Below are 15262 nucleotides of genomic sequence, written 5' to 3'. Positions count from 1 at the left end.
CCCATTAATCTACTACAATATAAGCAATCATAGGTCCGCTATTATCCTTATCCGGATGAGTAAGACAAATCAGACGGTAAACGCCTTCTTTATCAAATTGAAGAGGGACCACTGTTTCTTCGGCTTTCTTTACAACACCCTTAATATCGGTTCCTTCGATGATATAAGGATGTTCCATTCCGTTGACTCCCCAAATCTTCAGGTTAACCTTTTCATCTTTTTCCAGAAAAATGGTTCCCGGATCCCAGCGATATGCTTCGATTTCCTTGCCATCAGGCAGCTTGGCTTTAAATTCTCCTGTAACCATATGGATTTCCCGGACTTTTTCGCCTTCGTTCTGGTTGAATACCGTCAAACTGTCAGACTTTGAAAAAAACCATACAGATGCAGAAACAATGACTGAAAATATGATGACAAAGGCAATGATGCTGCGTTTCTTTAATACAAGAAAAGGCATGGTCATACTCCTTCCAAAATTAGTTGTCCATATATAGATATGCTTTAAGGGCATCATAACTTGTCTACTATTTGCGGGATTTTTCCGATTTTTCTTTACAGCTGCTGAAAAATTATTTCATAATAGATTTAAAAAAGGAAGTGGCAGCATGTACAAGGTACTTGTGGCCAATCGGGATGAGTACGATACAAAGGGTATAGAGTGGCTGTTGAAATCTTCCATGAACGCATGGGATGTGGAGTCTGCCGAAGATGAGGCAGGGCTTATTAAAAAGCTTGAGACTTTTCAGCCCGATCTGCTGATTTTTGAACTTGATTTGATAAAGGAAGATAGATACAGCTCTTTCTTAAAAACCATTCAAATTATAGGGCCGGATCTTATTGCACTTACAATGGAAGCGACCTTTGCACAGGCAAAGCGAGCCATTGACATGGGTGTAGCCGATTTGATACTTAAGCCCATTTCAGCTGATATTTTATTGAAATCTGCAAGAAACATTCAGAGGCGACAAAAGCTGAAAGCTCCAGCTGCTGAAAAAAGCTCCAGCATAAAAGCAGATAAAAATTTCAATTACCAGGATATATTTTTAGAAACGAAAGATCCGGCAGAGCCTTTTCTTTCCATTGGCATAAAAACTGAAAATGTGCTCGAGCTTCCAATTTTATATGAATTTCTGGAAAGCTATGCGTTCCAGAAACGAGTCGATTATTTTATTTTAAGTGACATGGTATTGATAATTGCTGAAAAATCGGGCGTATCGTGGAAAGAGGAAAGCGTCAAATTTATGAGGAATTGGCAGGAAACCTCACCTGAACCAATTGCCATCAGCATTAATACTGGCCAGGAAGGTCAGAATACTCTCAAAAGCCATTATGATGCGAATAGAAAACTGGTGGAGTTAACATTTTTCAGGGGGTTTAATCAGGTAATTGAGGAAGCATCGCTGCCTAAATGGCTTTCAATTGATCCGTTCTTAACTCCCGAGGAACAGAGCAGCTGGATTGATTTCCTGAATCAGGCTGATTTAGAAGGGATCAAATCATGGTTTTCCAAAGAATTTCTTATATTGGAAGATCCATATCCGGAACCCGGCCTAATCAGAATCCGGCTGACCAGTATTCTTGCGCAAATCCGCAGGCATATGAAGACATTCCGCCTTGCCGACGGAGAAATGGAGAAGGAATACCTTCGTTTATTCCAGACGATCCTATATTCGCCATTGATCTACCGGATTATTAACGAAATGATCAGCTTCATTTCCTATGTGTTTGAGACCATTCGATCTGATAAGAAACTGAAGCTGGATCTTACCGACAGAGTCCAATTCTTTATAGAAACAAATTACTGGGACTCTTCAGTCACCCTTGAGAAGGCAGCTGAATACGCAGATCGAAACCCAAACTATATTAGCTCCATGCTGGCAAAAAAATGCGGTAAATCATTTCGGGAGCTCCTTAATGAAACCCGGATCAGGCAATCTGCCAAGCTTCTTCTGGAATCAGAAATGAGCATAAAAGAAATCTCATCTGTCTGCGGTTTTCGAAATCAGCAATACTTCAATAAAGTGTTCAGTAAAATTAAAGGTATACCGCCTAATCAATTTAGAAAAAGTCTGCACAAAACCTCCTTTTAAATGGGGGTTTTATTTTTGTATTTTTTTATAAAAACACCAATATTAATATAAAAATAGGCATAATCCAAGAATATAATCTTATATTTTTACAAAAAATCAAACCTAATTATTCTACTTTTCAGATATTTCTCATTATAAAATTTCAATATGAGATAACATTGGAGGGATAACAATGAAAGCGGAAACAAAAAGAGAAATTAAAAATTATCAAGGCAGTGAGCTCCACGCAAAGGGCTGGATTCAGGAAGCGGCACTTCGCATGCTAATGAATAACTTAGACAAAGAGGTTGCAGAGATTCCGGAAGAACTGGTTGTTTACGGCGGCATAGGGAAGGCTGCCCGAAATTGGGATTGCTATGATGCGATTGTAAAAACCCTTCATGAATTAGAAGACGATGAAACACTACTCGTTCAATCCGGAAAGCCGGTTGCGGTATTTAAATCACATGAAGATGCACCAAAGGTATTGATCGCCAACTCGAATCTGGTGCCGGCCTGGGCAAACTGGGATACGTTCCACGAGCTTGATAAGAAAGGCCTGATGATGTATGGCCAAATGACAGCGGGAAGCTGGATTTATATCGGAAGCCAAGGAATCGTCCAAGGAACCTATGAAACATTTGCCGAGCTTGGCAGGCAGCACTTCTCCGGCTCACTGAAACAGACGATTACGTTAACAGCAGGCCTTGGCGGAATGGGTGGCGCTCAGCCGCTCGCCGTAACCATGAATGATGGTGTCTGCATTGCCATTGATGTGGATGAACACCGCATTGACCGCAGGCTTGAAACGAAATACCTGGATACAAAGGTTTATTCAATTGAAGAGGCTATTAAGTTGGCAACAGAGGCAAAACAGGAAGGCCGTCCGCTTTCTATCGGGCTATTAGGCAATGCAGCTGAAATTCTGCCAAAAATGCTTGAGATGGATTTCACCCCGGATGTCCTGACTGATCAGACTTCTGCACATGATCCTTTAAATGGCTATGTTCCAATCGGCTATTCATTAGAAGAAGCAGCTGTTCTGCGAAAGGAAGATACTGCTGATTATGTTCAGAAATCAAAAGCAAGCATGGCTGTCCATGTTCAGGCTATGCTGGACATGCAAAAGAAGGGCGCAGTTACATTTGATTACGGAAACAATATCCGTCAGGTTGCGAAAGATGAGGGTGTCGAGAATGCTTTTGATTTCCCTGGATTCGTGCCTGCCTACATCCGTCCGTTATTCTGTGAAGGGAAAGGGCCTTTCCGCTGGGTAGCATTATCAGGAGACCCCGAAGATATCTATAAAACAGATGAAGTGATCCTGCGCGAATTTGCAGATAACGAACATCTTTGCAAATGGATCAAGATGGCACAGGAGAAAATTCAATTCCAGGGACTGCCTTCAAGAATTTGCTGGCTTGGTTATGGGGAGCGAGCAAAATTTGGAAAAATCATCAATGATATGGTTGCCCGCGGAGAACTGAAAGCACCGATCGTTATCGGCCGTGACCATCTGGATTCCGGTTCAGTTGCATCTCCAAACCGCGAGACAGAAGCCATGAAGGACGGCAGTGATGCAGTGGCAGACTGGCCAATCCTGAATGCACTGATCAATGCTGTCGGAGGAGCAAGCTGGGTTTCCGTCCACCATGGAGGCGGAGTAGGAATGGGATACTCCTTACATGCTGGAATGGTCATCGTTGCGGATGGCACGAAGGAAGCAGAACAGCGCCTTGAACGTGTCCTCACATCTGATCCTGGAATGGGAATTGTACGCCATGTAGATGCAGGCTATGACCTTGCTATCAAAACAGCAAAAGAAAAAGGCGTAAACATTCCAATGATGAAATAAAGAAAATTTTATAAAATTAGCAAATAGAAGTGAAAAATTTGCAAATAAACCATGCTAATTTGCAAATAGGTCAGTCAAATCTGCAAATAAAACTCTTAAACTTGCAAATAACCATTAATATTTTCAATGAGGAAGCCCTCCAATCCGTGATTCCTTCGGATTGGAACTTCCATTTTTTAAGGAGGAGCACAAAATGCACTCAAAACCTATTTTTATCAAACATGCAAATCAAATGATTACCTTAAAGGGCAGCTCCAAACAGCCGCTGACAAAAGAAAAAATGAGCGAGCTTCACATCATTGAAGACGGGGCAGTATGGATTGAAGAGGACAGAATTAAAGCAGCAGGGACAACAGCGGAACTCCAAGCTGAATATCAAAGCCGGCTTCAGGAAGCTGAAATCATTGATGCGACAGGAAAAATCCTTCTTCCAGGACTGGTTGATCCGCATACACACCTTGTTTATGCAGGCAGCAGGGAAGAGGAATTCAATATGCGCCTGAACGGGGCGACTTATATGGAAATCATGAACAATGGCGGCGGAATTCACGCTACCACTTCTATGACCAGAAACGCCACTGAAGAGGAATTGGTAGATGCGAGCCTTTTCCGTCTTGATCGCTTCCTTAAACACGGAGTAACCACGATAGAGGCAAAAAGCGGATATGGACTGGATTGGGAAACAGAGCGAAAGCAGCTGACGGCAGCCCGGAAAGCGGATGAACTGCATCCGGTGGATGTTGTCCGCACCTTTATGGGGGCACATGCAGTTCCTGCTGAATACAAAGAGAATCCAAATGCTTTTATAGATTTGGTTATTGAAGAAATGCTGCCGAAAGTAGCTGAAGAAAAGCTTGCCGAATTCAATGATATTTTCTGCGAAAGAGGGGTATTCACACCGGAGCAGTCCAGAAAACTTCTTGAAGCAGGGAAGAAGCATGGCCTTATTCCTAAAATCCATGCCGACGAAATCGAACCTTATGAGGGGGCCGAGCTTGCTGCAGAAGTTGGTGCCATCTCTGCGGATCATTTGCTCAGAGCATCTGATAAAGGCATGGAAATGATGGCTGAAAAGGGAGTAATCGGTGTGCTTCTTCCAGGCACAGCATTCTTCCTGATGGCTGAAGCAGCCAGAGGTCGACGCATGATTGATAAGGGTGTTCCAGTTGCTTTATCAACCGATTGCAACCCCGGATCTTCGCCAACCTGCTCCATGCCATTTATGATGAATCTTGCATGCATGCATATGGGACTTACACCTGCAGAAGCCATTGCAGCCGCTACCATTAATGCAGCACATGCAATCAATCGGGCAGAAGAAGTGGGAAGCATAGAACCCGGCAAAAAAGCTGATCTGCTTCTGCTCAATGTACCAAACTACATGCAAATGCAATATCACTACGGCATGAACCATACAGACACAGTGATTAAAAATGGGGAAGTGGTCGTGAAGGGAGGAAGCTTATGCTACCAACAATAAATCCTCCCGGGTTTTTTTGGCCGCAAACCGAACTGGGAACTGACGTAAAGGTGAGTGAATGGATTCGCCAAATCCAGAGGGATGAGGAATTAAAGAAAGAAAACTGGGATGTCGTGCTTTTCGGTGTCCCTCTTTCCCGCTCATCGATAAGTGCATCAGGAGCATCTGAATTCCCTGAATCCTTCAGGAGGTCCTGGAAAGGCTTTTCCACGTACAATCTGGATTTTGAAAGGGATCTTCAAGAACTGAATGTTGCTGATCTTGGTGATGTGAAGATGCATTTCACGGATATTCCGCAATGCCATTCCAACATAAAGCAAACGATAAAGGACGTACGGACACAATTTCCTGATTCATTTCCAATTGCGATCGGAGGGGATCACTCCATCACAGCCATGCTGGTCAGCGGCCTGAAGGAACTGGAGCCCGAAAAAGAAATCGGCATTCTCCAGCTGGATACGCACCTTGACCTCAGAAGTCTTGAAGATCATGGACCGACAAATGGGACGCCCATCCGCAATCTGATTCAGAACAACAAAATTAAAGGGGAAAATGTCTACAATATTGGCCTTCATGGCTTTTTCAACAGCCAGTCGCTAGTCCATTATGCTAAAGAACATAAGCTCAATTATATTACCTTAAAGGAAGCCAGAAGACGGGGGATTGAGGAAACGGTTAGAGAATCAATCCGGCAGCTGGAATCAAAAGTGGACAAAATTTATGTCACGATTGACATGGATGTGCTGGACATTGGTTTTGCGCCTGGGGTCCCTGCATCCACACCAGGCGGCATGAGCACTGAAGAACTATTTACGGCCGTATATGCAGCTGGTCTTTCCTCCAAAACGGCAGCCATGGATATTGTCTGCCTTGATCCAACAAGAGATCACCAGGCACAGCCAACCGTTAAAGCAGGCACGTATACATTTCTGACCTTTTTAACAGCTTTAATGAACAGAAGGTAAGGGGCTCACTCTGCTCCTTATCCGCAATATTATGAGGGGGAATGAGAATGGAAAAAGAAACGATATTAAGTCAATCCCGCCAGCCTGAACTAAATCCCAACGCAACTAGTAAAAATAAGGCTAAGTTTTTTCTCTTCAGTGCCATTGGCATATTTATGTTTTTTATACCAGTCACTGTTAACGGGAAATCCTCCATTATGCTGGACCATATCGTAACTGCGATTCAGACATACCTGCCTGCAGCTGTAACATACTATGCGTTGCTTGTCATACTGCTCGGCGCCATTTATCCATTCTATGCAAAAACCTGGAACAAAAATAAAGTAAATACTGTTTTCTCTTTTTTTAAGGTAATCGGATTTTTCACAGCCATTATGATTGTCTTCGGTTTCGGCCCTGCCTGGCTATTTGACCCGAGCATGGGACCTTTCTTGTTTGAGAAACTGGTGGTGTCTGTCGGACTTCTTGTTCCAATCGGCTCAGTATTTCTTGCCCTGCTGGTTGGATATGGATTGCTTGAATTTTTCGGTGTCATTATGCAGCCGATTATGAAGCCAATCTGGAAAACACCGGGAAAATCAGCTATTGATGCAGTTGCTTCTTTTGTAGGCAGCTATTCAATCGGACTGCTCATAACCAACAGGGTATTTAAAGAAGGAAAATACAGCATTAAGGAAGCAGCCATTATTGCTACCGGGTTCTCAACGGTCTCCGCAACGTTTATGATTGTTGTGGCTAAAACACTTGGATTGATGGACATCTGGAACACCTATTTTTGGACGACGTTTGCTGTCACTTTCCTCGTAACGGCTATTACCGTAAGAATCTGGCCTCTTAAATCAATGAGCGAAGAATATTACAATAACCAGGGTCCTCCAGTTGAAACCTTTACAGGAAACCGTCTGCAGGCAGCCTGGAAAGAAGCGATGGATACAGCAGCTGAGTCACCCACATTATGGAAAAACATAAAGGATAATTTAAAAGATGGGTTTGTCATGACAATGTCCATTTTGCCCTCCATTATGTCAGTCGGTTTATTGGGCCTGATTCTTGCCGAATTCACTCCTGTATTTGATTGGCTGGGTTATATCTTTTATCCTTTTACGGCTCTCGTACAGCTTCCTGATCCGTTATTGGCAGCAAAGGCAAGTGCGGTGGGAATTGCAGAAATGTTCCTTCCAGCCCTGCTTGCAGCGGAGGCTGCACTAGTCACTAAATTTGTAATCGGAGTTGTTTCCGTATCAGCTATAATTTTCTTTTCTGCACTTGTCCCGTGTATTTTATCAACAGAAATTCCTCTTTCTATTCCGCAGCTGCTTGTCATCTGGGCAGAAAGAACAATTCTGACCATACTGATTACTGCTCCACTGGCCTATTTGCTGCTTTAACTGGAAATCCCTGCTCACTTCAGCAGGGATTTTTCGCATAGAATTTTCCTCCGTAACCAAACTAACAGAGGAATGAGTCTAAGAATAGCAGGTGATGGATTTTGTACAGGCTGTATACACATAATGACCTTGATGGTGTCGGGTGCGGCATTGTTGCCAGGATCGCTTTTGGAAAAGATGTTGAGGTACGCTATAACTCTGTGATGGGACTTGATTATCAGATAGAAAAATTGCTGGAAAATGAAAAAAATATAAAAGATGATTTTTTAATGATCACAGATTTATCAGTTAACGATGAAAACTTGATCAGGCTTGATGATCTGGCAAAAGGAGGCGGAAACGTCAGATTAATTGACCATCATAAAACAGCTCTTCATTTTAATGATTACAGCTGGGGCAGAGTGAAAGTGCAATATGAAGATGGCAGGCTCACGGCTGCAACCTCTTTGCTGTATGAGTATCTCCAGGAGCATGAAATGATCCAGCCGTCTCAGGCCCTCGATGAATTTGTCGAGCTTGTCCGACAGTATGACACCTGGGAATGGGACCAAAATGAAAATATAAAGGCAAAAAATCTGAATGATTTATTTTTCATGATTTCCATAGAAGAATTCGAAGAAAAAATGACGGAAAGAATCATGAACTCTGATACATTCGAATTTGATGAGTTTGAACAGAAATTGCTGAATATGGAAGAGAAGAAAATTGAGCGTTACGTCAGGCGGAAGAAGCGGGAAATGATACAAACGTTCGTCGGCGAATATTGTACAGGCATTGTCCATGCAGAATCTTATCATTCGGAGCTTGGCAATGAGCTTGGTAAAGAGTATCCCCATATCGATTATATCGCTATCTTAAATCTCGGGGGCAAAAAAATCAGTTTCAGGACAATCCATGGCCACGTTGATGTTTCTGCCGTGGCCGGAAAGTTTGGAGGGGGCGGACATGCCAAAGCATCAGGCTGTTCGATGGGAAAAGATGCTTATAAACTATTCGTTCAGGACATTTTTCCCCTGGACCCTTTGAGGCAGGATGCATTTAAAAACAAATACAATAATAAAAGCGCGAAACAGGGATCACTGTACGAAAATAAGAAAGGAGACAAATTTTTTATTTTTGCTGAAGCTGACGACAAATGGATCCTTGAAATGAATGGAAAGCCAGTTCGCGAATCCTATCGGAACTTTCTGCAAGCAGAAAACTTTATTAAAAGAAAATACCAGACTTGGCTTGTTAATGATGATATTTATGTAGATTATTTAAAGAAATTTTATTTGAAATCTAAAAAATAGTAAAACCGCCCATGCGGGGCGGTTTTATTTCATTAATAAAGGCCTGTCCTGCCGATACAGCTCCAAATCGCTGCTTTGCCCCTTTACAATGATATCTGTAATAATTTGAGATAGAACCATACTATAAACCGTTCCATTATCACCATAAACAAATAGGAAATAACTGTTGGGTATTTCTTTGTACTCACCAATGATCGGCAGACCATCATGTGTGCCTCCATAAAAAGCAGCCAAGAAATACTCCGGTTCAGCATCAATATTCGGAAACAGTTTGTGAAGCTCATTAATCAGCTGTTCACGCTTGTGAGTTATGTGAGCGTCCCGGGCATCAGCATAACCGGTATTTTCGTCAAGTCCTCCAATAATGATCCTGTTATCTGCTGTAGTCCGGAAATAAATATAGGGCCTTGCTGACTCCCAAATTAAGGTTTTATTATACCAGGCAGTAAAATCTGCAGTCTGATTCGTGACCACAGCATATGAACTCGTAATCACTGCGTTTTTTTCCTTTTTAATTTCCAACCCTTCATATCCGCACGCAAATATCACTTTCTTTGCTCTGATTGAACCTTTAGCACTGAAAAACACAGTTGTATTACCCTCAATTTTATGACCGGTTAAGGCCGTGTTTTCATAAATGACTCCCCCTTTGCTTTTAGCATAATCCAAGAGGGCATAGGTAAACTTCAATGGGTTAATAACAGCATCATTTTTATAATAAATAGCTGCTGGCTTTATAAATGAATAATGCTCTTCAATTTTCTTTTCATCCCAAAGTTCGACCGGGAATCCATGTTTTCTTAGGTAATGGTATTCTTGTTCCAGTTTAGCAGTGTCTTCGGATGAACTGGCATAATACAGCGTATCTTTCCACTCGAAGTCAAATTTATCACTAAGAAGCTGTTAAGCATTTTCAATCTCTTTAATGGCTTTTTCACACAGCTTAAGGTGTCTTGCTGAATACTCCTCTCCAAAACTGTTAATTAATTCAGCAAATGTTTTGTCGCCTGCATATTGAATGAGTGCAGTATTAACAGAAGTACTGCCAGTCCCGGCTTTTCTTTTGTCAGCCACCACTACTTTAAGATCGTAATTGCTCAAATAATAAGCACATTGAGCACCGGAAGATCCTGCTCCAATAATAAATACATCGCAATCAATATCCTGTTCCAGCATTGGATAAGTATGCGCAGCATCGAGTGTTTCCGGCCAATACAACTTACCGCTCAGCAAATCCATTCATTTTCCCCCTATATACTTATCCTCATTATTTTGTTCTGCCAAGATAAAAATATTACTAAGGATAAATTTTACTTAATTTCTAAAAAACAGGAAAATTGATTTATAATTGAGTTGATTGCAATTAGGAAGAGGAGGGGAATTATGGACTTAATATTGTTAGTTTTTGGGGTGTTATTTACTGCGTTTTTAATAATAGTCATTTATAAAGGAGCTAGCAGGGATCCTTTCATTAAAAACGAGCCATTTCCTGAGAATCTGGGAATTCAGTCAGACGACTATCTGCCGATGATCCAGCAATTAGAAAAATCTTTGCCTGAAGGGTACAGGGAGAATATAAAAAATCGTGTATTGAGAGAGCACCCGAAATGGAAAGACTACGCATATGATTGGACATTTTTTGAGCTGAAAAGATATTTTGTGATAAATGCCATACTGAAAACGGTGCCTATGTTCAGCAGTAAAGCGGATGACATCTGGCATGAAATGCTGATGTTCACCCGTGATTATGATCAGTTTTCCAAGAAATTCTTCGGTGAATATCTTCACCATTCCCCAAATATGAACAGCACCCCCATTCCAGGTGAAAGGGCCTTTTTTGACTGGGTGTATTTAACTCTTTTTAAGGCAGGCCATAATAGCAGCAGAATATGGGGGGGCTTTTTGCAGAATCCTATTAAAAAAGAAATACTAGATGATTTCAGGAGCATGAATGAAACTCAACTGTTAAATAAGTATTTCAGGACAGGAAATGATTGGCTTGAACTTAAAAAGAAGATTATAGAAAAACTGAAGCATGAAATATCTGAATCAGAATTAATGAACCTTGGGAAAAAGCCGCTGGAATTTACGAAGCCCACATCTGTCAGCCAGTATTCCTATCTGCTGTTTCCAGCCGTGTATTTTTCGGTTTATGAACCAGATTGGTTCGAGGACAATATGAATGAACTGCTCCCCGAGGAGCTCGCAAAAGCCAATGCTGCCGGAATGGTTTACTGCTCAGGCTTCTCATGCAGCAGCAATGATCATGATTCTGGAGGAGGAAATGATTCAGGCGGCTCCAGCTGTTCGAGCTGTGGAGGCGGATGCTCCAGCTGAAAAGCAGTCCAATTGGATTGCTTTTTTGTTTTTCGAAAAGGTAAATCAATAATTTCCTTTCATTATCAGTCTTCTCAAAATAAGGTATCAAATTTTCAATTATGTAACAATTTATAAATATGATAAGGCTATGCATTTATTGTTTGATACAATCAGGATGGATTGATTATCGGTTTGAAATGGATGTGTATTTATGAAAAAATTGGTTGCTATTATCCTGCTTTTATTCAGTTTTCCGACTGGAAATGCAGCTGCTGAGGAAACAAAAGGGCCTGAAATTATCAGTGAAGCCGCAATTGTAACAGATTCAGAATCAGGAGCTGTTCTATATGCAAAAAACGCGGATAAAAAGATGTACCCTGCCAGTCTGACGAAAATAGCAACAGCCATTTATGCCATTGAAAATGGCGACTTGAATGATTTGGCCACAATCAGCAGGAATGCAGCGGAGGCCGAAGGAACACAAGTGTATTTGGAGGAAGGGGAACAGGTGCCCTTAAAAAAACTCGTTCAGGGAATGCTGATTAACTCAGGAAATGATGCCGCCTGGAGCATTGCTGAGCATTTGGACGGCAATATAGAAGCATTCTCAGAGAACCTTAATCGCTACCTGAAAAAGAATGTTGGGTTAAAAAATACCCACTTTGTTAATCCTCACGGTCTGTATGATGAAAACCACTTTACAACCGCAGCTGACCTTGCGAAATTAACCAATTACGCCCTGAAAAATGAGACCTTCAGAGAAATCTATGGGACAAAGGAATTGAAGTGGACAGGAAAATCATGGGACACCACCATCTTTACTCATCACAGGATGCTCAAAGGGGAGGTTCCATTCGAGGGAGTGACAGGGGGGAAAACCGGTTTCGTGGATGAAGCCAAACAGACTCTCGCTACCTCTGCAGAATATGATTCAATAAAGTTAACCGCTATTGTGTTAAAAGCGGATTATAAGCGGGACATTTATAATGATACAAAAAACCTTTTGAATTATGGACACAGCAACTTTGAAGCTGCGGCACTCGGCAGCACTGATGTATTTCCCTCTAATGGAAAAACCTATACAACTGGCGATGAAATAATACCCATCACTTTGCCAAAAGGGAACTACGAAGAAAACATTACAGAAAAAGGGAAGCTGCAGATAAAGAATGAAAACGGGAGAATCATTCAATCTGTAAAGCTGATCGAGGATAAACAGGATGAAGTGGTTTCAAGTCAGCTCAAAAAAGATAAGGAGCCAGAAAAAGAGACAACAGGGTACTATGGAAAAGCAGGATTAGCCCTGTTCTTATTCGGGATCTTTATTCTCGTTTTAAGGAAAAATCTTAAAGCAAAAGCTAGAAGAAGGAGAAGACGGGCTTAAAGCCCGTCTTTATTTATCGCAGTCTAACGGGCAGTAAGACCCCCACTTCAAGACTCAGAGGAATCAAAGGAGGTTAAGTGGGGGTCAAACTGCCCGTATAGGCCCGATTGGTAAGATACAGTGAAACTTGCCGATGCGCAGGCAGAGGCTTAGTTGAACCAATCGGGTTCGTAGTGTCGATTAATCGAAGCGCTAGCGGAGATCTTAGCGACACTAGAACGCGACTAACAATCAGTGGGGGATAAGGAAAACCCCCACTGATTGAAGTTTCACTTTATTTTCATTGAAAAAGACTAAAGAAGTTATCTTTAGTCTTTGGCTCACTTTTCATTACTGCATTCTTTGCTCCACCTGGCGGCATACTTCGTCCGCTGAAAGGCCGCTTGCTTCAATGACAGATGCTTTTGTAGAAACATCCTGCATACCCATTACATTTGAATCAACACCGCTCACAACACAGCATGAGCAGTTCTCAGCATCATGCGCCGACTTCATGTCAACCACTTCGTATCCTTTTTGGCGAAGCGCTTCAGAAACATTTGTTAAGGATTGTTCAACCGCTACTCTTTTCGTCAATGTTAACACCTCCTCCGTTTGTTAGATTGGCTTTTGTACTCCATTTTTATTCCATGGATAAAAATAGCCTTAACACGAAAAAGTAAGAAAGGAGGTGTTTAACTATGAGCAAACGCAAAAAAGACCCTTCCAAGGCTGGATTGAGCTCTCCAAACGTCGAAGGGCAAGGGACAACCAACATGGAAACAGGCAGCAGAACAGCTTCCTCTGCACGCCATAAAAAGAAAAAACAGGATTTTTGACAAAGTTAAAAGCAGGAGGCTGATCCTCCTGCTTTTACTGTTTACTGATACATTTCAGCTACTTGTTTCTGAATGGCTGAGTCTTCTAAATACTCATCATAAGTCATTTGCTTATCGACAATGCCAGCCGGTGTAATTTCAATAATGCGGTTGGCAATGGTTTGAATGAACTGATGGTCATGTGAAGCAAAAATCATGGAGCCTTTGAAGTTAATCAGTCCATTATTCAATGCCGTAATGGATTCCAAATCAAGGTGGTTTGTCGGCTCGTCTAAAAGAAGCACGTTAGCACCGCTCAGCATCATTTTAGATAGCATGCAGCGGACTTTTTCTCCACCGGAAAGAACGCTTGCTTTCTTTAGAACTTCCTCACCAGAGAACAGCATTCTTCCAAGGAAACCTCTCAGGAAGCTTTCACTGTCATCTGCAGGCGAGAATTGACGCAGCCAGTCTACAAGGCTCAAATCAGAGTTCTCAAAGAACTCAGAGTTGTCATTAGGGAAATAGGACTGAGAGGTCGTAACACCCCACTTAAACGTTCCTTCATCCGGCTCCATTTCACCAGTCAGTATTTTAAACAGGGTCGTTTTCGCCAATTCGTTCGTGCCAACTAACGCTATTTTATCATCTTTATTCATGATGAAGCTGACATTATTTAGAACTTTAACACCATCAATTGTTTTGCTGATGCCGTCTACCCGAAGCAAATCATTTCCAATTTCACGGTCTGGCGAAAATCCGACATACGGATATTTTCTTGAGGATGGTCTAATGTCATCCAGAGAAATCTTATCAAGAAGCTTTTTACGTGAAGTTGCCTGCTTGGATTTTGATGCGTTTGCACTAAAGCGGGCAATAAAGCTTTGCAGTTCCTTGATTTTTTCTTCTTTTTTCTTATTGGCATCCTGAGCCATTCTTTGTGCAAGCTGGCTTGACTCATACCAGAAGTCATAGTTCCCAACGTAAATCTGGATCTTCCCAAAGTCAAGATCGGCAATATGCGTACAAACTTTGTTTAAGAAATGGCGGTCATGGGATACGACAATAACGGTATTCTCAAAGTTGATCAGGAATTCCTCAAGCCATTGAATTGCTTTGATATCCAAGTGGTTTGTCGGCTCATCCAGCAAAAGAACATCCGGCTTGCCAAAAAGCGCCTGCGCAAGCAAAACTTTCACTTTTTCAGAACCGGAAAGGTCAGCCATTTTTTTGTCGTGAAGCTCTTCTCCGATTCCAAGTCCCTTCAGCAAAATAGCTGCTTCAGATTCTGCTTCCCATCCATTTAATTCAGCAAATTCACCTTCTAGTTCAGCAGCCTTCATCCCATCTTCATCCGTGAAATCAGCCTTCATATAAATAGCATCTTTTTCCTGCATCACTTCATAAAGACGGGCATGGCCCATGATGACTACTTTTAATACTTCAAATTCTTCGTACTCAAAATGGTTCTGCTTCAGGACAGCCAGGCGTTCTCCGGGGCCTAAATGAACACTTCCGGATTGTGCCTCAATTTCACCTGATAAAATTTTAAGAAAAGTTGATTTACCTGCACCATTTGCTCCAATCAATCCATAGCAATTGCCAGGTGTGAATTTAATATTAACGTCTTCGAATAGTTTGCGGTCGCCGTATCGAAGACCTACATTACTGACAGTTATCATATTGTTTTTATTCCTCCAAATACATAATCCA

At 41.8% G+C, this 15262-nt stretch carries 12 protein-coding genes and 1 pseudogene; 9 read left to right on the top strand and 4 right to left on the bottom strand.

Features of this window, described 5'->3' with window-relative positions:
* Positions 1-4 precede the first annotated feature (4 nt).
* On the bottom strand, positions 5-457 hold the full coding sequence (locus NAF01_RS11635; RefSeq protein ID WP_250802324.1) for a cupredoxin domain-containing protein: 453 nt from the start codon (positions 455-457) through the stop codon (positions 5-7).
* Between the two features lie 148 nt (positions 458-605).
* Here NAF01_RS11635 and NAF01_RS11630 point away from each other — a divergent pair, with 148 nt between their 5' ends.
* From NAF01_RS11630 to NAF01_RS11605, 6 genes are all read left to right on the top strand, one after another.
* Positions 606-2090, top strand: a complete 1485-nt coding sequence (locus tag NAF01_RS11630; RefSeq protein WP_250802323.1) for a helix-turn-helix domain-containing protein — start codon at positions 606-608, stop codon at positions 2088-2090.
* Positions 2091-2262: 172 nt separating this feature from the next.
* Positions 2263-3924, top strand: a complete 1662-nt coding sequence (gene hutU, locus NAF01_RS11625; RefSeq protein WP_250802322.1) for a urocanate hydratase — start codon at positions 2263-2265, stop codon at positions 3922-3924.
* A 193-nt stretch (positions 3925-4117) separates the two neighbouring features.
* Positions 4118-5404: an imidazolonepropionase gene (hutI, locus tag NAF01_RS11620; RefSeq protein ID WP_250802321.1), complete on the top strand. Its 1287-nt coding sequence runs from the start codon at positions 4118-4120 to the stop codon at positions 5402-5404.
* Positions 5389-6369 (top strand): agmatinase family protein, encoded by a 981-nt coding sequence (locus NAF01_RS11615; protein WP_222500762.1) that lies wholly within the window; start codon positions 5389-5391, stop codon positions 6367-6369. Before hutI ends, NAF01_RS11615 begins: the two co-directional genes overlap by 16 nt.
* A gap of 47 nt (positions 6370-6416) precedes the next feature.
* Complete coding sequence (locus tag NAF01_RS11610; RefSeq protein ID WP_222500760.1) at positions 6417-7757, top strand: YjiH family protein; 1341 nt, start codon at positions 6417-6419, stop codon at positions 7755-7757.
* A gap of 101 nt (positions 7758-7858) precedes the next feature.
* A complete protein-coding gene (locus NAF01_RS11605) occupies positions 7859-9049 on the top strand; it encodes a DHH family phosphoesterase (protein WP_222500758.1) in 1191 nt (396 codons plus the stop codon).
* Positions 9050-9073: 24 nt separating this feature from the next.
* Here the strand turns inward: NAF01_RS11605 and NAF01_RS11600 are convergent.
* Positions 9074-10288, bottom strand: a pseudogene (locus NAF01_RS11600) (NAD(P)/FAD-dependent oxidoreductase).
* 144 nt (positions 10289-10432) lie between these two features.
* Between NAF01_RS11600 and NAF01_RS11595 the strand changes: the two are divergent.
* Positions 10433-11386, top strand: a complete 954-nt coding sequence (locus tag NAF01_RS11595) for a glycine-rich domain-containing protein (protein ID WP_222500756.1) — start codon at positions 10433-10435, stop codon at positions 11384-11386.
* Between the two features lie 193 nt (positions 11387-11579).
* The gene (locus NAF01_RS11590; RefSeq protein WP_222500754.1) at positions 11580-12752 is read left to right on the top strand and encodes a D-alanyl-D-alanine carboxypeptidase family protein; all 1173 of its coding nucleotides are present in this window, start codon (positions 11580-11582) and stop codon (positions 12750-12752) included.
* Between the two features lie 330 nt (positions 12753-13082).
* On the opposite strand, the gene NAF01_RS11585 is transcribed toward NAF01_RS11590, so the two are convergent.
* A complete protein-coding gene (locus NAF01_RS11585) occupies positions 13083-13328 on the bottom strand; it encodes a YkuS family protein (RefSeq protein ID WP_048011629.1) in 246 nt (81 codons plus the stop codon).
* Positions 13329-13432: 104 nt separating this feature from the next.
* On the opposite strand from NAF01_RS11585, the gene NAF01_RS11580 reads away from it, so the two are divergent.
* The gene (locus tag NAF01_RS11580) at positions 13433-13570 is read left to right on the top strand and encodes a YuzL family protein (protein ID WP_082139039.1); all 138 of its coding nucleotides are present in this window, start codon (positions 13433-13435) and stop codon (positions 13568-13570) included.
* 41 nt (positions 13571-13611) lie between these two features.
* On the opposite strand, the gene NAF01_RS11575 is transcribed toward NAF01_RS11580, so the two are convergent.
* On the bottom strand, positions 13612-15231 hold the full coding sequence (locus NAF01_RS11575; RefSeq protein WP_076256563.1) for an ABC-F family ATP-binding cassette domain-containing protein: 1620 nt from the start codon (positions 15229-15231) through the stop codon (positions 13612-13614).
* Between the last annotated feature and the right edge of the window lie 31 nt (positions 15232-15262).

The organism is Cytobacillus firmus (assembly GCF_023657595.1).
Classification (GTDB): domain Bacteria; phylum Bacillota; class Bacilli; order Bacillales; family Cytobacillaceae; genus Cytobacillus; species Cytobacillus firmus_B.
The sequence above is the reverse complement of the archived record's forward strand: the minus strand, read 5'-3'. Positions and strand labels throughout refer to the sequence as shown.